This window comes from Pseudoxanthomonas composti (assembly GCF_004122095.1).
Classification (GTDB): Bacteria; Pseudomonadota; Gammaproteobacteria; order Xanthomonadales; family Xanthomonadaceae; genus Pseudoxanthomonas_A; species Pseudoxanthomonas_A composti.
Genome location: NZ_SAWZ01000005.1, coordinates 1 through 17,896, shown reverse-complemented (window position 1 = coordinate 17,896; position 17,896 = coordinate 1). Strand labels below are relative to the sequence as shown.

13 protein-coding genes, 1 tRNA gene and 1 pseudogene are annotated in these 17,896 nt (G+C 66.2%); all 15 read left to right on the top strand.

Translation table 11 applies throughout. The features are described from left to right. Position 1 precedes the first annotated feature (1 nt). On the top strand, positions 2 to 1,372 hold the full coding sequence (gene nuoF / locus EPA99_RS10260) for an NADH-quinone oxidoreductase subunit NuoF (RefSeq protein WP_129471144.1): 1,371 nt from the start codon (positions 2 to 4) through the stop codon (positions 1,370 to 1,372). Next, positions 1,369 to 3,615: an NADH-quinone oxidoreductase subunit NuoG gene (gene nuoG / locus EPA99_RS10255; protein WP_129471143.1), complete on the top strand. Its 2,247-nt coding sequence runs from the start codon at positions 1,369 to 1,371 to the stop codon at positions 3,613 to 3,615. The genes nuoF and nuoG overlap by 4 nt, the downstream gene beginning before the upstream one ends. Continuing rightward, entirely contained in the window at positions 3,612 to 4,703 is a 1,092-nt protein-coding gene (nuoH, locus tag EPA99_RS10250) for an NADH-quinone oxidoreductase subunit NuoH (protein ID WP_129471142.1), read from the top strand. The genes nuoG and nuoH overlap by 4 nt, the downstream gene beginning before the upstream one ends. A gap of 6 nt (positions 4,704 to 4,709) precedes the next feature. Then, the gene (gene nuoI, locus EPA99_RS10245; protein ID WP_129471141.1) at positions 4,710 to 5,198 is read left to right on the top strand and encodes an NADH-quinone oxidoreductase subunit NuoI; all 489 of its coding nucleotides are present in this window, start codon (positions 4,710 to 4,712) and stop codon (positions 5,196 to 5,198) included. Between the two features lie 7 nt (positions 5,199 to 5,205). After that, positions 5,206 to 5,859, top strand: a complete 654-nt coding sequence (locus EPA99_RS10240; protein ID WP_129471459.1) for an NADH-quinone oxidoreductase subunit J — start codon at positions 5,206 to 5,208, stop codon at positions 5,857 to 5,859. Beyond that, positions 5,856 to 6,161 carry an NADH-quinone oxidoreductase subunit NuoK gene (nuoK, locus tag EPA99_RS10235; protein ID WP_129471140.1) on the top strand — a complete coding sequence of 102 codons (306 nt, stop codon included), beginning with the start codon at positions 5,856 to 5,858 and terminating at the stop codon, positions 6,159 to 6,161. The genes EPA99_RS10240 and nuoK overlap by 4 nt, the downstream gene beginning before the upstream one ends. A gap of 8 nt (positions 6,162 to 6,169) precedes the next feature. Beyond that, positions 6,170 to 8,329 (top strand): NADH-quinone oxidoreductase subunit L, encoded by a 2,160-nt coding sequence (nuoL, locus tag EPA99_RS10230; RefSeq protein WP_129471139.1) that lies wholly within the window; start codon positions 6,170 to 6,172, stop codon positions 8,327 to 8,329. 21 nt (positions 8,330 to 8,350) lie between these two features. Beyond that, on the top strand, positions 8,351 to 9,871 hold the full coding sequence (locus tag EPA99_RS10225) for an NADH-quinone oxidoreductase subunit M (protein WP_129471138.1): 1,521 nt from the start codon (positions 8,351 to 8,353) through the stop codon (positions 9,869 to 9,871). Between the two features lie 8 nt (positions 9,872 to 9,879). Next, positions 9,880 to 11,337: an NADH-quinone oxidoreductase subunit NuoN gene (gene nuoN, locus EPA99_RS10220; protein ID WP_129471137.1), complete on the top strand. Its 1,458-nt coding sequence runs from the start codon at positions 9,880 to 9,882 to the stop codon at positions 11,335 to 11,337. Between the two features lie 58 nt (positions 11,338 to 11,395). Then, positions 11,396 to 11,472 (top strand) — tRNA-Met (locus EPA99_RS10215). A gap of 673 nt (positions 11,473 to 12,145) precedes the next feature. Next, positions 12,146 to 13,776, top strand: a pseudogene (locus EPA99_RS10210) (phosphoethanolamine transferase); the annotation flags it as partial. Between the two features lie 113 nt (positions 13,777 to 13,889). After that, entirely contained in the window at positions 13,890 to 14,645 is a 756-nt protein-coding gene (locus EPA99_RS10205; protein WP_241688357.1) for a phosphatase PAP2 family protein, read from the top strand. A gap of 435 nt (positions 14,646 to 15,080) precedes the next feature. After that, positions 15,081 to 15,677 carry a ribosome maturation factor RimP gene (gene rimP, locus EPA99_RS10200; protein ID WP_129471457.1) on the top strand — a complete coding sequence of 199 codons (597 nt, stop codon included), beginning with the start codon at positions 15,081 to 15,083 and terminating at the stop codon, positions 15,675 to 15,677. Next, the gene (nusA, locus tag EPA99_RS10195) at positions 15,670 to 17,181 is read left to right on the top strand and encodes a transcription termination factor NusA (protein ID WP_129471135.1); all 1,512 of its coding nucleotides are present in this window, start codon (positions 15,670 to 15,672) and stop codon (positions 17,179 to 17,181) included. Before rimP ends, nusA begins: the two co-directional genes overlap by 8 nt. Positions 17,182 to 17,276: 95 nt before the next feature. Next, the coding region (locus EPA99_RS10190) for a translation initiation factor IF-2 associated domain-containing protein (protein WP_206733746.1) at positions 17,277 to 17,896 on the top strand (620 nt) is incomplete at its 3' end.

Below are 17,896 nucleotides of genomic sequence, written 5' to 3'. Positions count from 1 at the left end.
CATGGCAGGCCATTCACATTATTCCGAGGGCTACGGCCCGGTCGGCCCCGCTCCCAAGGAGCACCAGGCCGTCTACACCACGCTGCATTTCGACAAGCCCTGGTCCTACGAGAACTATCTCAAGACCGGTGGCTACGCCGCGCTGCGCAAGATCATCGAAGAGAAGATCGCGCCGGCCGACGTGGTGGAGATGGTCAAGCAGTCCGGCCTGCGCGGCCGTGGCGGCGCGGGCTTCCCGACCGGCCTGAAGTGGTCCTTCATGCCCAAGGGAGACATGCAGAAGTACATCCTCTGCAACTCGGACGAGTCCGAGCCGGGCACCGCCAAGGATCGCGACATCCTGCGCTACAACCCGCACGCGGTGATCGAGGGCATGGCCATCGCCTGCTACGCCACCGGCTCGTCCGTGGGTTACAACTACCTGCGCGGCGAATTCCACCACGAACCCTTCGAGCACCTGGAAGAAGCCACCGCCGAGGCTTACAAGCACGGCTGGCTGGGCAAGAACATCCTGGGCTCGGGCATCGATATCGACCTGTACAACGCGCTGGGCGCGGGCGCCTACATCTGCGGCGAAGAGACCGCGCTGATGGAGTCGCTGGAAGGCAAGAAGGGCCAGCCGCGCTTCAAGCCGCCGTTTCCGGCCAACTTCGGCTTGTTCGGCAAGCCGACCACGATCAACAACACCGAGACGTACGCCTCGGTGCCGGCGATCATCCGCAACGGCGCCGAATGGTTCATGGGCCTGGGCAAGCCGAATAACGGCGGCTGCAAGATTTTCTCGGTCTCCGGCCACGTGGCCAAGCCGGGCAACCACGAGATCCGCCTGGGCACGCCGTTCTCCGAACTGCTGGAGCTGTGCGGCGGCATGCGCGAAGGTCGCAAGATCAAGGGCGTGATTCCCGGTGGGTCCTCGATGCCGGTGCTGCCGGGCGAGGTCATGATGGGCTTGACCATGGACTACGACGCGATCCAGAAAGCCGGTTCCGGCCTGGGTTCTGGCGCGGTTGTGGTGATGGACGACACCACCTGCATGGTGCGCGCCTGCCAGCGCATCGCGCGCTTCTATTTCAAGGAAAGCTGCGGCCAGTGCACTCCGTGCCGCGAGGGCACCGGCTGGATGTACCGCATGCTGACCCGCGTGGCCGAACACAAGGCCACCCTGGAAGACCTGCACACGCTCAAGGCCGCCGCCGGCCAGATCGAAGGCCACACCATCTGTGCCTTCGGCGAAGCCGCCGCCTGGCCGGTGCAGGGCTTCCTGCGCCATTTCTGGCATGAATTCGAATACGCCATCGTCAACAAGCGCTTCCTCGTCGACGACGAGCGCGACGGGACGGTCGTGCGTTCCAACGTGGAGGTGGCCGCGTGAGTGCGCAGCCCGTCAACCCGAACCTGCCGCCGGATCACGTCACCGTCTTCATCGACGGCGTGGAGATGGCCGCGCCCAAGGGCTCGATGATCATCCAGGCCGCCGACAAGGCCGGCATCCCGATCCCGCGCTTCTGCTATCACGAGAAGCTGCCGATCGCGGCCAACTGCCGCATGTGCCTGGTCGACACCGAGGTCGGCGGTCGCGCCGCGCCCAAGCCGTCGCCGGCCTGCGCCACGCCGGTGATGGACGGCCTGAAGGTCTTCACCCGCAACGAGCGTGCGCTGAAGTCCCAGCGCAACGTCATGGAATTCCTGCTGATCAACCACCCGCTGGATTGCCCGATCTGCGATCAGGGCGGCGAGTGCGAGCTGCAGGACCTGTCGCTGGGCTACGGCCGCTCGGTCAGCCGCTTCCAGGAACGCAAGCGCGTGGTGCCTGACGAGGACATCGGTCCGCTGGTGGCCACCGAGATGACCCGCTGCATCCAGTGCACGCGCTGCATCCGCTTTACCGCCGACATCGCCGGTACCTATGAGCTGGGTGGCATGTACCGCGGCGAGAACCTGCAGATCGGCACCTACGACGGCAAGCCGCTGACCACCGAGCTGTCCGGCAATGTCGTGGACGTGTGCCCGGTCGGCGCGCTGACCAACAAGGTGTTCCAGTTCCGCGCCCGTCCGTGGGAGTTGAACGCCCGCGAGTCGCTGGGCTTCCACGACGCCATGGGCTCGAACCTGTACCTGCACGTGCGTCGCGGCCAGGTGCTGCGCACCGTGCCGCGCGACAACGAAACGGTCAACGAGTGCTGGCTGTCCGATCGCGACCGCTATTCGCACCAGGGCCTTTACGCGGACGACCGCGCGATCAAGCCGCTGAAGAAGATCGACGGCGAGTGGAAGGAAGTGAGCTGGGCCGAAGGCCTGGCGGCGGCGTCCGAAATCCTGCGCGCGCATCGCGGCGACGACCTGGGCGTGCTGGTGCATCCGGCCACCTCCAACGAGGAAGGCAAGCTGCTGGCCAAGCTGGCCGCCGGCCTGGGCACCGGCAACCTGGACCACCGCCTCAATGCGCGCGACCTGTCCGATGCCGCCGTGTCCGAGCCGTTCGCCGTGCCGCTGGCCGAGATCGAGCAGGCCGACGTGGTCGTGCTGTTCGGCAGCAACCTGCGCCACGAGCTGCCGCTGCTGCACCAGCGCCTGCGCAAGGGCAGCCGCAAGGGGATGAAGATCCACGCGGTCAATCCGGTGGACTTCGATTTCACCTTCCCGCTGGCCAGCAAGGCCATCGTGTCCCCGTCCAAGCTTGCCTCGGCGCTGGACGATGCCGACCTGCACGATGCGGTGAAGGGCGCGCGCCAGGCCGTGGTGATCGTCGGTGCGCTGGCGGAGAACCATCCGCAGGCCGCCGCGCTGCGCACCGCTGCTGCCGCCTTCGCCTCGGCCACCGGTGCGGCACTGTGCCGCATCCCGCAGGGCGCCAATGCGCTGGGCCTGACCCGCGCCGGCGTGCTGCCGTCCACCCGCGATGTCGCCGCGATGGTGGCCGAGCCGCGTTCGGCCTATGTCCTCTACGGCATCGAGCCGGGCCTGGACTTCAATGTGGGCAGCCAGGCGCAGGTCGCGCTGGGCCAGGCCAAGGTGGTGGCGTTCAGCCACTTCGCCTGCGCCTCGACCCGTCGCGTGGCCGATGTGATCCTGCCGATCGGCGCGCTGCCGGAAATCGCCGCCACCCTGACCAACCTCGACGGCCGCGAGCAGGGCACCCAGCCCGGCGGCAAGCTGCCGGGCGAGGCCCGCGAGGGCTGGAAAGTGCTGCGTGCGCTGGGCGGGGAGCTGCAACTGCCGGGCTTTGACTTCACCGATCTGGAAGGCCTGCGTGCGGCACCGGCCGTGGCAGCGCCTGCCTCGGTGGCGCGCTCGGCGCAGCCGGCCGCCACGGGTGAGGGACTGGACGTGGTCGCCACCCAGGGTATCTACCGCACCGACGGGTTCGTGCGCCGCGCCGAGGCACTGCAGCAGCATCCGCTCAATGTCGCTCCGCGCGTGGTGATGCATTCGTCCGACGCACAGGCCGCGGGCGTGTCCGCCGGCCAGATCGCCAAGGTGCAGGCGGGCGAGGGCACCGCAACCTTGCCGGTGGTGGTGGATGACACCGTGGCCGCAGGTTCGGTGTGGATCGAGTCCGGTCATGGCGCCACCGCGCCGATCGGCGCCGGCAAGGTCAAGGTGGTGGCGGCATGAACGAGTTGTTGATCAATGCAGTCGGCCCGCTGCGGGAGTGGTTCTTCTCCCTGGGCGCCTTCGGCGTGGTGGCGTGGATCGTGCTGAAGATCCTGGTCATCGCCATGCCGGTCATCGTGTCGGTGGCGTTCTTCGTGGTCTGGGAGCGCAAGCTGATCGGCTGGATGCATGTGCGCCACGGGCCGATGTACGTCGGCATGGGCATCCTGCAGGCCTTCGCTGACGTCTTCAAACTGCTGTTCAAGGAAGTCATCGCGCCGTCCAGCGCGCAGAAGACGATCTACATCCTCTCGCCGCTGATCGTGCTTGCGCCGGCCTTCGCGGCCTGGGCGGTGGTGCCCTTCGACGCGCAGCTGGTGCTGTCCAACGCCAACGCCGGCCTGCTTTACCTGCTGGCGATGACCTCGATGGGCGTGTACGGCATCATCCTGGCGGGCTGGGCGTCCAACTCCAAGTACGCCTTCCTGGGCGCGCTACGTTCGGCCGCGCAGGTGGTCAGCTACGAGATCGCGATGGGCTTCGCACTGGTCGGCGTGATGATCGCCGCCGGCAGCCTCAACCTGTCCTCGATCGTGATGGCGCAGTCGGGCAGCTCCGGCTTCTTCGACTGGTTCCTGCTGCCGCTGTTCCCGTTGTTCATCGTGTACTGGATTTCTGGCGTGGCCGAAACCAACCGCGCGCCGTTCGACGTGGTGGAAGGTGAGTCGGAAATCGTCGCCGGCCACATGGTGGAGTACTCGGGTGCGGCGTTCGCGCTGTTCTTCCTGGCCGAATACGCCAACATGATCCTGGTCAGCTTCCTGGTCTCGATCTTCTTCCTCGGTGGCTGGCTGAGCCCGATCCAGGGTTGGGTCACGGCCGATGTGTCGCCGTGGGTCGACTGGATCTGGAACGGCGGCTGGCCGTGGCTGCTGCTCAAGGTCTTCTTCTTCGCCAGCGCCTATATCTGGTTCCGCGCCAGCTTCCCGCGCTACCGCTACGACCAGATCATGCGCCTGGGGTGGAAGGTCTTCATCCCGCTGACCATCGTGTGGATCGCGGTGGTTGCGCTGATGGTGTTCTACGGCGTGATCCAGCGAGGTGTCTAAGGTCCAATGAACAAGATCACGCACTATTTCAAGAGCCTGCTCCTGCTGGAGCTCCTCGGCGGCCTGTGGCTGACGCTGAAGTACACCTTCAAGCCGAAGTACACGCTGATGTACCCGATGGAGAAGTTCCCGCAGTCGCCGCGCTTCCGCGGCCTGCATGCGCTGCGCCGCTATCCCAACGGGGAAGAGCGCTGCATCGCCTGCAAGCTGTGCGAGGCGGTGTGCCCGGCGCTGGCCATCACCATCGATTCGACCAAGCGCGAGGACGGCACCCGCCGCACCACGCGTTACGACATCGACCTGTTCAAGTGCATCTATTGCGGCTTCTGCGAGGAAAGCTGCCCGGTCGACTCGATCGTGGAGACCCACATCCTGGAGTACCACTTCGAGAACCGGGGCGAGAACATCGTCACCAAGCCACAGCTGCTGGCCATCGGCGACCGCCTCGAGGCGGAAATCGCAGAACGCCGTGCCGCCGACGCCGCCTACCGCTGAGGACATGATGGATTGGGTCAATATTTCCTTCTGGATCTTCGCGACGATCGCGGCGGTGTCCGCGGGCGCTGTCATCAGCGTTCGTAACCCCGTGCATGCGGTGATGTTCCTGATCCTGACGTTCTTCACCGTGGCCTGCACCTGGCTGCTGGTCGGTGCTGAGTTCCTGGGCGTGGCGCTGATCCTGGTCTACGTCGGCGCGGTGATGGTGCTGTTCCTGTTCGTGGTGATGATGCTGGACATCGACATCGACCAACTGCGCCAGGGCTGGGTGAAGTTCCTGCCCGTGGGCCTGCTGGTGGCGGTGGTGATGCTGGTGCAGATGCTGGTGCTGATCGGCATCAAGGCCAAGACCGGTGAGGCGCTGCCGGTGGACAATGCCGCCGCCCAGGCCGCCGAGGTCTCCAACATCACCTGGCTGGCGCGCACGCTGTTCACCGAGTTCCTGCTGCCGTTCGAGTTCGCCGCCATCATCCTGACCGTGGCCGTGGTGGCCGCCGTCATGCTGACCCTGCGCAAGCGCGAGGGCGTCAAGTCGCAGAACCCGGGCGAGCAGTCGCGGGTCAAGGCCGCCGACCGCTTCCGCATGGTCAAGATGCAGGCCGTGCGCCCGGTGGTGGAAGAACAAGCGCCGGCCAATCCTGAGGAGACCAAGCCATGATCACCCTCGGACACCTGCTCGCGCTGGGCGCGGTGCTGTTCTGCATCAGCCTGGCCGGCATCTTCCTCAACCGGAAGAACGTGCTGGTCCTGCTGATGTCCATCGAACTGATGCTGCTGGCGGTCAACGTCAACTTCGTCGCGTTCTCGCGTCAGCTGGGCGATGCCTCGGGCCAGCTGTTCGTGTTCTTCATCCTGACCGTGGCGGCTGCCGAAGCGGCCATTGGCCTGGCCATCCTGGTCACGCTGTTCCGTAGCCGGCGCACGATCAACGTGTCCGAAGTCGATTCGCTGAAGGGCTGATCAAGCAGATGGAAATTACGCTCTCCAAGAGTCTTCTGATCGCCGTGGTGCTGGCCCCGTTGCTGGGCAGCATCATCGCCGGCCTGTTCGGCCGGCAGGTCGGCCGGGCAGGGGCCCACACCGTCACCATCCTGGGCGTGGCCATCAGCTGCGCGCTGTCGTGCTGGACCCTGTACCAGCTGGTCGGCGTCGGCGCGCAGCCCTTCAACCAGAACCTCTACACCTTCTTCGAGGTCGGCAACTACAGCGGCCACGTCGGCTTCATGGTCGATCGCCTGACCGCGATGATGATGGTGGTGGTGACCTTCGTCTCGCTGCTGGTGCACATCTACACCATCGGCTACATGCACGACGACCCGGGCTACCAGCGCTTCTTCAGCTACATCTCGCTGTTCACCTTCTCGATGTTGATGCTGGTGATGAGCAACAACTTCCTGCAGCTGTTCTTCGGCTGGGAAGCGGTGGGCCTGGTGTCTTACCTGCTGATCGGTTTCTGGTTCAAGCGTCCGACCGCGGTGTTCGCCAACATGAAGGCGTTCCTGGTCAACCGCGTGGGCGACTTCGGCTTCCTGCTCGGCATCGCCATGGTGCTGATGTGGTTCGGCACGCTGGACTACACCAGCGTGTTCGCCAACGCGCCGCTGCTGCAGGGCCAGGAAGTGGAAGTGTTCAAGGGTCATCCCTGGAGCGTGGCTACCATCATCTGCATTTGCCTGTTCATCGGTGCGATGGGCAAGTCCGCGCAGGTCCCGCTGCACGTGTGGCTGCCCGATTCGATGGAAGGCCCGACCCCGATCTCGGCGCTGATCCACGCCGCGACCATGGTGACCGCCGGCATCTTCATGGTGACGCGCATGTCGCCGCTGTTCGAGCTGTCGCAGACGGCGCTGAACTTCGTGCTGGTCATCGGCGCCACCACGGCCTTCTTCACCGGCCTGATCGGCATCGTGCAGAACGACATCAAGCGCGTGGTGGCCTATTCCACGCTGTCCCAGCTGGGCTACATGACCGTGGCGCTGGGCGTGTCGGCGTATTCGGCCGCGGTGTTCCACCTGATGACCCATGCCTTCTTCAAGGCGCTGCTGTTCCTGGCGGCCGGTTCGGTCATCATCGGTATGCATCACGAGCAGGACATGCGCAAGATGGGCGGCCTGCGCAAGTACATGCCGATCACCTACATCACCAGCCTGATCGGCACCCTGGCCCTGGTGGGCACGCCGTTCTTTTCCGGCTTCTATTCCAAGGACAGCATCATCGAGGCGGCCGGGCACAACGCCCACGTCCACGGTGGCTGGATCGCGCAGTACGGCTACTACGCGGTACTGGGCGGTGTGTTCATCACCAGCTTCTACAGCTTCCGCCTGCTGTACCTGACCTTCCACGGCAAGGAGCGTTTCCGCGACGCCCATGACGACCACGGTCACGCGCATGCCGGCGCCCATGGCGAAGCCGACCACACCGATGCCGAGGCTCAGGTGCACGGCCACGACGACCACGGTCACGACGATCATGGCCATGGCCATCACGGCGCGCACGAGCCGCACGAGTCGCCGTGGGTGGTGACCCTGCCGCTGATCCTGCTGGCAATCCCCTCGATCCTGATCGGCTTCTTCACCATCGGTCCCATGCTGTACGGCACCGACTGGCTGGGCCACCATGCCGAGGCTGGCATTCCGGGCCAGGCCACGACCTTCTTCACCGGTGTTGTGCAGTTCTACGAGCCGGCCAAGGACACGATCGGCGCATTGGCCGAGGAGTTCCATGGTCCGGTGGCGTTCGCGCTGCATGGCCTGACCACCGCGCCGTTCTGGCTCGCCTTCGCCGGCTTCGCCCTGGCCACCTTCCTGTACCTGATCGCCTCGCCGTCGCTGCCGGCGCGCATGCGCAAGGCCGGTGCGCCGCTGGTGTGGGTGCTGGAGAACAAGTTCGGTTTCGACGCGCTGTGGATCGGCGGTTTCGCCGGCGGTGGCGTGGCCCTGGGCCAGGCCTCGCGCGTGGTCGATTCCAAGCTGATCGACGGCGTGGGCGTCAACGGCAGCGCGCGTCTTGTCGAGCTGTGCGCCAACCTGCTGCGCCGTACCCAGTCCGGCTTCCTCTATCACTATGCGTTCGCGATGATCCTCGGCCTGATTGCACTGCTGGCCGTGCTCATCTCGTACTGGCGCTGAACCCTGCACGGATACGAACACGTGGCGAATTGGCCTCTGCTTAGCATTCTGATCTGGCTGCCCATCCTGGGCGGCTCCCTGGTCCTGGCCCTGGGCAATGCCCGTGCCTCGGCGGCGCGCTGGCTGGCGTTGGGCACGGCACTGCTGACCTTCCTGGCCAGCCTGCCGCTGCTGGTCTACTTCCAGTGGAACAACCCCGGCCTGCAGTACCAGGAGCTGCACGCCTGGATCCCGGCGTTCAAGATCAACTACGCCCTCGGCGTGGACGGCATCGCCGTGGCCCTGGTGCTGCTGACCACCTTGATCACCGTGCTGACCCTGATCGGCGCGTGGACCTCGGTGACCAAGCGCGTGTCGCAGTACGTGGCCGCGTTCCTGATCCTGGAAGGCGTGACCGTGGGCATCTTCGCGGCGACCGACGCGATGCTGTTCTATGTGTTCTTCGAGGCGATGCTGATCCCGATGTTTCTGATCATCGGCGTCTGGGGCGGCCCGCGTCGCATCTACGCGGCGGTGAAGTTCTTCCTGTACACCTTCCTCGGCTCGGTGCTGATGCTGGTGGGCCTGATTTACCTGTACCTGAAGGGCGGCAGCTTCCAGTTCGCCGACCTGTACGCGCTGCCGCTGACGATGCAGGAGCAGACGTGGATCTTCTTCGCGTTCCTGATCGCCTTCGCGGTCAAGGTGCCGATGTTCCCGGTGCATACCTGGCTGCCCGATGCGCACGTGGAAGCGCCCACGGCCGGCTCGGTGATCCTGGCGGCGATCGCGCTGAAGATCGGTGGCTACGGCTTCCTGCGCTTCAGCCTGCCCATCACCCCCGATGCCGGCCATGAGTACTCCCAGCTGGTGATCGTGCTGTCGCTGATCGGCGTGGTCTACGTGGGCCTGGTGGCGCTGGTGCAGGAGGACATGAAGAAGCTGATCGCCTATTCGTCGGTCTCGCACATGGGCTTCGTGACCCTGGGCACCTTCATCGCCTTCACCTTGGTGCGCGATACCAACGGCGCCGGCGTGGACGGCGCGCAGCTGGGCCTGCAGGGTGCGATGGTGCAGATGATCTCGCACGGCTTCGTGTCCGGCGCCATGTTCTCCTGCGTGGGCGTGGTCTACGACCGCATGCACACCCGCATGATCAAGGACTACGGCGGCGTGGCCAACGTGATGCCCTGGTTCGCGGTGTTCTTCGTGCTGTTCGGCATGGCCAACTCGGGCCTGCCGGGCACCAGCGGCTTTGTCGGCGAGTTCATGGTCATTTTGGCCGCGTTCCAGAAGAGCCCGTTCGTGGGACTGCTGGCCGCCCTGACGCTGATCATCGGCGCGGCCTACACGCTGTGGCTGGTCAAGCGCGTGCTGTACGGCGAGGTCGCCAACAGCCACGTGGCCGAACTGAAGGACATCAACGCACGCGAGGCCCTGGTGCTGGGCGTGTTCGCCATCGGCACGCTGGCGCTGGGCATCTATCCCAAGCCGCTGACCGACCTGATGGAACCGTCTATCCAGCAACTGGTGCTGCAGCTCGCCAACAGCAAGCTGCCGTAAGGAATCTCATGAGCACGCCCATTTCCGCACCCGTGACCGACCTGCTCCCGCTGCTGCCCGAGCTGGTCCTGATCGCAGGCGCCTTCTTCCTGCTGATCGCCGACCTGTTCTTCAGCCAGCGCCAGCGCGTCATCACCCATCTGCTCGCAGTGGCCTTCATGGTCATTGCGCTGGCCATGGTGGCCCTGGGCGTTGGCGGGCAGGGCACGGTGTTCCACGCCATGTTCGTGCGCGACACCATGGCCGACGTGGCCAAGATGGCGATCCTGCTGGTCAGCGGCCTGTCGCTGGTCTACGGCTGGCCCTACCTGCGCGAGCGCAACATCTATCCGGGTGAGCTTCCGGTGCTGGTGCTGTTCGCCACGGTCGGCATGATGATGCTGGTCTCGGCCGGCAGCATGGTCATCGTTTACCTAGGCCTGGAACTGCTGGCGCTGTGCTCCTACGCGCTGGTGGCGGTCAACCGCGACGACGGCATGTCGGCCGAAGCGGCGATGAAGTACATCGTGCTGGGCTCGATCGCCTCGGGCCTGCTGCTGTATGGCATGTCGCTGGTCTACGGTGCCACCGGCAGTCTGCAGCTCAACGCCATTGCCGAAGCTGCGGCGTCCACCAACGAGCGCATGATGCTGCTGACCGGCGTGGCGTTCATGGTGGGCGGTATTGCGTTCAAGCTTGGCGCCGCGCCTTTCCACATGTGGCTGCCGGACGTCTACCAGGGCGCGCCGACGCCGATCACGCTGTTCGTCAGCTCCGCGCCCAAGCTGGCCGCGTTCGGCATGGCCTACCGCCTGCTGGCCGTGGGCGCGGCACCGGCCGCCGAGCAATGGCAGCTGCTGCTGGCCCTGCTGGCCGCCGCCTCGCTGGTGGTCGGCAACCTGATCGCCATCATGCAGACCAACCTCAAGCGCATGCTGGCGTATTCGACCATCTCGCACGTGGGCTTCCTGCTGCTGGGCATGGCCGGGGGCGGTCCGGAAGGCTACGCCGCCGCGCTGTTCTACGGCGTGACCTACGCGATCATGTCCGCCGCCGGCTTCGGCGCGATCATCGTGCTGTCGCGCCAGGGCTTTGAGGCCGACAAGATCGACGATTTCAAGGGGCTCAATGCGCGCGACCCCTGGAAGGCGGGCCTGGTGCTGTGCGTGATGGCTTCGCTGGCCGGCGTGCCGCCGTTCCTTGGCTTCTGGTCGAAGATGGTGGTGCTGGGCGCGGCGCTGAAAGGCGGGCTGCTGTGGCTCACCATCCTCGGCGTGATCTGCGCGGTCATCGGCGCGTTCTACTATCTGCGCGTCATCAAGGTCATGTACTTCGACGAGCCCACCGGCGAGCTGCCGCCGCCGCGTCGCGACCGCGTGGTGCCGGTGGTGTTCGGCGTCAATGCGCTCGCGCTGCTGGCACTGGGCATTGCGTGGAATCCGATCATGCAGTGGTGCCAGCAGGCCTTCGGTGTGACAGTTTCTTGAAGAAGCCCAGCTTCAAGACTTGCAATAAGTCGGTTTGTATTCCATAATATTCTTCTGCTGCGGGGTGGAGCAGTCTGGCAGCTCGTCGGGCTCATAACCCGAAGGTCGCAGGTTCAAATCCTGCCCCCGCTACCATGTAAATCTGCGATGTTGCTCCAGCGCAGATGTAGTAGGCGAAACGGCGAACTCCGCGAGGAGCTCGCCGTTTTGTTTGCGCTGTCCGTAATCTTCAGTGTTGTCCGCTGCCGAATGAGATGACGTGTTCACCGGTCCCTAGGGCTGGCAGCGCAAGCGCGATGGCAGGGAGTGCTGGCTTTGCCAGGTTGCAGTGACGGAACTGACGCGAGCGAGTGCCGCGTCCGAGAGCGCCTGGCAAACATTCCAGGGGCGAGGCCGCTCCGGTGGCATCGGCCCGTCGGCAGGGCGCACTGACTAGGGACGCCAGTTCCCACTTGGTCGAGGAGGGGGCCTGCGATTTGCGCGGCCCGACACCAGGGTGAGATGACTGCTCGCGAGCGCGGCGCCCAGACCGCCAGGAGGGGAGGCTGCGGATGAGTTGCCGCTGCCGCTGCCGCTGCCGCTGTCCGACGGCGCCAACATCCGCCTGTGTCGGCAGGATGAATCCGGAGCAACGCGGCGCCCCCGCACCACGGATTTCAGACCTTGCTCCGACCGAAATCCGACGGATCCGTTCGGACAATGCGCGCCATCCGGTTCCTCTCGACGCTCATTGTGGCCACCTCCGACGCCGCGCTCGCCGCTTCCTACCCGCAAGGCGCTCCACAGACCAGCGCCGCGCCGCAGGCGCCCTGGTCCCAAAAGGGCCCATGGAACGCGCTGCGCGCGTGGCGGCCGCGGCTCAGCCTGGAGCGCTTGATCCTGCTGTCCAGCGTGTTCTTCGCCTTGGTCAGCAACCACGCCTTCTGGTCCGCTGCCTGGCGCCTGCATCCTGGGAGTGCGCTGTTCATGGCGGCCTTGTTCGGGGTGCTGGTGGCCGCCAACGGGCTGGTGCTGTCGCTGCTGGTCTGGCGCTGGAGCGCCAAGCTCGTGCTGACCGTGCTGCTCATCGCGACCGCGCTGGCGGTGCATTTCATGAGTACCTACGGGGTACTGATGGATGCGGACATGGTGCGCAACGTCCTGCAGACGGACATGAAGGAATCCAGCGAACTGCTGACGCCGCAGCTGGCACTGCCGCTGCTGTTGACCGCCGCGTTGCCGGCGCTGCTGCTGTGGCGGGTGCGTCTTGTCGAGCGTCGTGCCGTGACCAGCCTGTGGGTGCGGCCGTTGTTCATGCTCGGGCTGGCGATTCTGGCGGGCGTGTCCGCGCTGCTTGCGCCGGCCCAGGTGGCGGCGATGATGCGCAACCATCGCGAGGTGCGCTACCTGGCCACGCCGGTCAACTACATCGTCGCGCTGCAGCAGAACTTCAAGTCCGCATCGCCGATCCATCGCCCGGCCAGGACGCCGATCGGCACCGACGCCACGATGGTGCCGCATGCCGGGAGCAAGCCGCGGCTGCTGGTGTTCGTGCTGGGCGAGACCGTGCGCGCGCAGAACTGGGGGCTGAATGGCTACGCCCGCCAGACCACGCCGGAGCTGGCCAGGCTGGGGGTGTTGAACTTCCCCGACATGCATTCGTGCGGTACCAGTACCGAGGTGTCGGTGCCCTGCATGTTCTCCCAGCTGGGGCGTCGCCATTACGACGAACACGCCATCCGCCAGCAGCAGTCGCTGTTGCATGTGCTGGAGCACGCGGGGATCAAGACCCTGTGGCGCGACAACCAATCCGGCTGCAAGGGCGTCTGCGATGGGCTGGCCATCGAGCGCCTGGACGATGCCAAGGTGCCTGGGCTCTGCGCTCATGGCCGCTGCCTGGACGAGATCCTGCTGCACGACCTGGAGGCACAGGTCAGGGCCAAGCCGGGCGATCGCGTCGTCGTGCTGCACCAGCTGGGCAATCACGGGCCCAACTACTTCCAGCGCTATCCGGGCAATTTCCGCCGATTCACTCCGCCTTGCGAAGACCCCGAGCTTGGCAACTGCCGCCCAGAAGACATCGTCAACGCCTACGACAACAGCATCCTCTACACCGATCATTTCCTGGCCAGGACCATTGAGCAGCTCCGCGGCATGGACGATTACGACACCGCCATGATCTATGTCTCCGACCATGGCGAATCGCTCGGCGAGAAAGGGCTTTACCTGCACGGCATGCCGTATGCGATCGCCCCGCAGGAGCAGACCCGCGTGCCGATGGTGATGTGGTTCTCCAGCGGATTCGCGCAGGCGCGGGGGCTGGACCTGGCCTGCCTGCAGCGGCGCGCATGGGGCAGGACCGACCATGACGTGGTGTTTCCTTCCGTCCTCGGGTTGATGCAGGTCAAGACCTCGGTCTACGACCCTTCGCAGGACGTGTTCGCCGGGTGCAGTCGATGAGCGCCCGGCCACTCGTGCGTCGGCGATGGGCCGAAGCGGGATCGGGCTTTTCAGGGTGGGTAACCAAGCGCGCTGCCAGCGCTGTCTTCGACAAGGCAGCGTATCGCCCGGCATTGGTTGCCGACCAGGCCGCTGTGCCACCGGCGCTCAACGGCTGGACGCACGTGGTGCTGCCGCTGCTGATGCTGGCCTATGCCAGTGCGGTGTTGATCGGCGCCGATGGCGATCGCCACCTCGCGTCCTGGCTGTATGGCCTGGAAGGCGGGCACTGGGCGATGAAGCAGGCCTGGTTGACCGAGGGCCTGATCCATCGCGGTGGGCGGGCGTTGTCGGGTTTGGCCAGCCTGGCGGTGGGTTTGTTGATGCTGCGCGGATTCTGCGCCAGGCACTCGCGCCTGCGCGCGGCACGCTGGCCCTTGCTCAGGCTGCTCGCCTCCGTCGCCCTGGCCACCGGCGTGATCTCGCTCATCAAGCAGCACTCGGGCATGGACTGTCCGTGGGACCTGAGTCAGTACGGTGGCCTGCGGCCCTACTACAGCCTGTTCGCCAGCCGGCCGGCGGGCTTGCGCGCTTCTGGGTGTTTTCCCGCCGGCCATGCCAGCGCGGGCTATGCGTGGCTCGGGCTGTATTGCTTCGCCGTGAGCGTGCGTCCGCGCTGGGCAAGTCGGGCGCTGGCGCTGGCCCTGGGGGCCGGCCTGGTGTTCGGCATCGGGCAGCAGCTGCGCGGTGCGCATTTTCTCTCGCATGACGTGTGGACCGCGGCGATCTGCTGGTTCGTGGCGCTGGGCATCCATCTGCTGGGCGTGGCGGCCCGGGGGCCGGCCGGTCGCGTGGCCGGCCTGGCGTGGAGCGGTCGCCGAACGCGCTGAGCCAGCGCCACGCAGGAGCCGGCGCGTGCGCATAGAAAATGGCCGGCGCCGGACTTTCGGGCGCGGGCGGGCAGGCCAGGCGTGACGCCCGAAGCGCATGCTGCATGTGCGCATTCAGGCCCATCGGACGACCATGCGTCCGCTGGGCGACAGGCGTCGCGCGGGTTTGCCAATACTCGACGCCCGCGCTAGACTTAGTGGCTTGCGAAGGGTTGGGTATGGGCCGGTTCGATCAGATCCGGTGCATGCCTGGGCCTGACGCCACCAAGCCCAAGTACGATGTCCGCCGGTATCGCGGGCCCGCATCGGAACAGGCTCGGGCCGTGGAGCGCAGCCGTGCGCACCGCATCCAGCGTCATCGGACAAGGGGCCCAACGGGCCCCTTGCTGTTTCCGGCGTCTGGGTTTTTTCCATTTTCTAGAACGAAGGCGGTACGTGAGCGACAAGGCCAACCAGATCGCAGACCTCCTGGCGCCCACCGTGCAGGCGCTGGGGCTCGAGTTGATGGGCGTGGAATATCTGCCTGCTCCAGGCGGTGCCACCCTGCGCCTGTACATCGACGTGGTCGAAGCCGAGCGCGAGACGCGCACGGTCAATATCGACGACTGCGAAGCGGTCAGCCGCGAGGTGTCGGCGCAGATGGATGTCGAGGATCCGATTTCCGGCAACTACACGCTGGAAGTGTCCTCGCCGGGCGTGGACCGGCCGCTGTTTACCGCCGCGCAGTTCGCGCGCTTTGCGGGTGAGTCGGCCAAGGTGGTGCTGAAGCTGCCGCAGGACGGTCGCCGCCGCTTTCAGGGCGCGATCGTGCGCGTGGACGGCGATTCGCTGGTGTTCGACTTGGACGGCCAGACCGTCGTGGTCGATCACGGCAATGTTGAAAAGGCCCGGCTGATGCCGGACTGGGTGGCGCTGGGCATGGCGCCGCAACCGAAGAAGAAGCCCGCGCGTCGGCCCAACGGCAAGGCGAGCGGAAACAAGTCCAAACCCAACGACGGCGACAGTGCCGTGCGCGGAGCGAAAGATGAGTAAGGAACTGTTGCTGGTGGTGGATGCGGTCGCCAACGAGAAGGGCGTGCCGCGCGAGGTGATCTTCGAGGCCATCGAGGCCGCCCTGGCCTCGGCCGCCAAGAAGCGCTATCCCGACCAGGAAGTGCTGGCGCGCGTGACCATCAACCAGAAGGACGGCAGCTACGAGACGTTCCGTCGCTGGGAAGTGGTGGCCGACGACGTGGTGATGGATTCGCCGGACTACCAGATCCGCCTGATGGACGCGGTGGACGAGGCCGATGGCGTGGAAGTCGGCGACTACATCGAAGAGCAGATCGAAAACCCGGATTTCGGCCGCATCGCCGCCCAGGCGGCCAAGCAGGTCATCGTCCAGCGCGTGCGCGAAGCCGAGCGCCAGCAGGTCGTGGATGCCTGGAAGGACCGCGTGGGCGAGCTGGTGACCGGCATCGTCAAGCGCGCCGAGCGCGGCAACATCTATGTCGACCTGGGCGGCAACGCCGAGGCCTTCATTCCCAAGGACAAGGGCATCCCGCGCGATGCGCTGCGCACCGGCGACCGCGTGCGCGGTTACCTGTTCGACGTGCGCTCCGAGCCGCGTGGCCCGCAGCTGTTCATCAGCCGCGCCGCGCCGGAGTTCATGATCGAGCTGTTCAAGCTGGAAGTGCCGGAAGTGGGCCAGGGCCTGGTGGAGATCAAGGCCTGCGCCCGCGATGCCGGCGACCGCGCCAAGATCGCCGTGCTGGCGCACGACACCCGCACCGATCCCATCGGCGCCTGCATCGGCATGCGCGGTTCGCGCGTGCAGGCGGTGAGCAACGAGCTCAACGGCGAGCGCGTGGACATCGTGCTGTGGAACGAGAACCCGGCCAACTTCGTCATCAACGCGATGGCGCCGGCCGAGGTGCAGTCCATCATCGTCGATGAGGAAAAGCACTCCATGGACCTGGCCGTGGCCGAGGATCGCCTGGCCCAGGCCATCGGCAAGGGCGGCCAAAACGTGCGCCTGGCCAGCCGCCTGACCGGTTGGCAGCTGAACGTGATGACCCAGGACCAGGTCGCGGCCAAGTCCGAGGCCGAGCAGGGCGTGGCCCGCCAGCTGTTCATGGACAAGCTGGAAGTGGACGAGGAGATCGCGGCCATCCTGGTGGCCGAAGGCTTCAGCACCGTGGAAGAGATCGCCTACGTGCCGGTGGGCGAACTGCTGGCGGTGGAGGGCTTCGACGAGGACATCGTCGAGGAACTGCGCGCCCGCGCCCGCGACGCGCTGTTGAACGAAGCGCTGGCCGCCGAAGAGGGTGAGGAGGAGAATCAGCCGGCGCAGGACCTGCTGAGCCTGGACGGCATGGACGAGGACACGGCCTTCGCGCTGGCCGCGCACGGGGTGCGCACCAGCGAGGACCTGTCGGACCTGGCGGCCGACGAGGTGATGGAATTCGGTATCGAAGGGCTGGACGAAGCGCGCGCCGCCGCGCTGATCCTGGCCGCACGCGCCGAGGAGATCGCCCGTCTGGAACGCGGCGAATGAGCCGGCCATGAAATCCGCCCTGATGCCGTCAGGGCTTAGAATCCGCGCTACCTTCGCACGCGGCGAGGGGGCGCCAACAAGATCATAGGATCCGAATGTCGCAGCAAACCACCATCCGCAAGCTCGCCGAACTGGTCAACACGCCGGTGGAGAAACTGATCGAACAGCTGGCCGAGGCCGGCATGAAGTTCAGTAACCCCGACCAGGAAGTGTCCAGCACCGAGAAAATGAAGCTGCTCGGCTTCCTGCGCCGTACCCACGGCAAGTCGGAAAGCCCGGCCGACGAGGTCGCTGCGCCAAAGAAGATCACGCTGAACCGGCGCAAGGTGCAGGAAGTCCACGTCAAGTCCGCAGGCCCCGGTCGCAGCGCCGCCACGGTGAACGTGGAAGTGCGCCAGAAGCGCACCTACACCAAGCCGGCCGAAGGCGAGGCCGTCGCACGTCCGTCGGCCCCGGCCAAGCTGGGTCCTGAGGACGAGCGCGCCGAGATCCTGCGCAAGCTGGAGGAGTCGCGCCAGCGCAACCTGGCCGAGCAGCAGCGCCTGGCCGAGGTGGACCGCGCCCGCGCCGAGGAACTGGAGCGCCAGCGCCAGGCCGAAGCCGCCACGCGTGCCGCCGCGGAAGCCGAAGCCGCCGAGCGGGCGCGCGCCGAAGCCGGCGCCGATGCCCCCGCCGGGACCGACGCCGCGCGTCCGGCCCGCACCGTGCGTCCGCC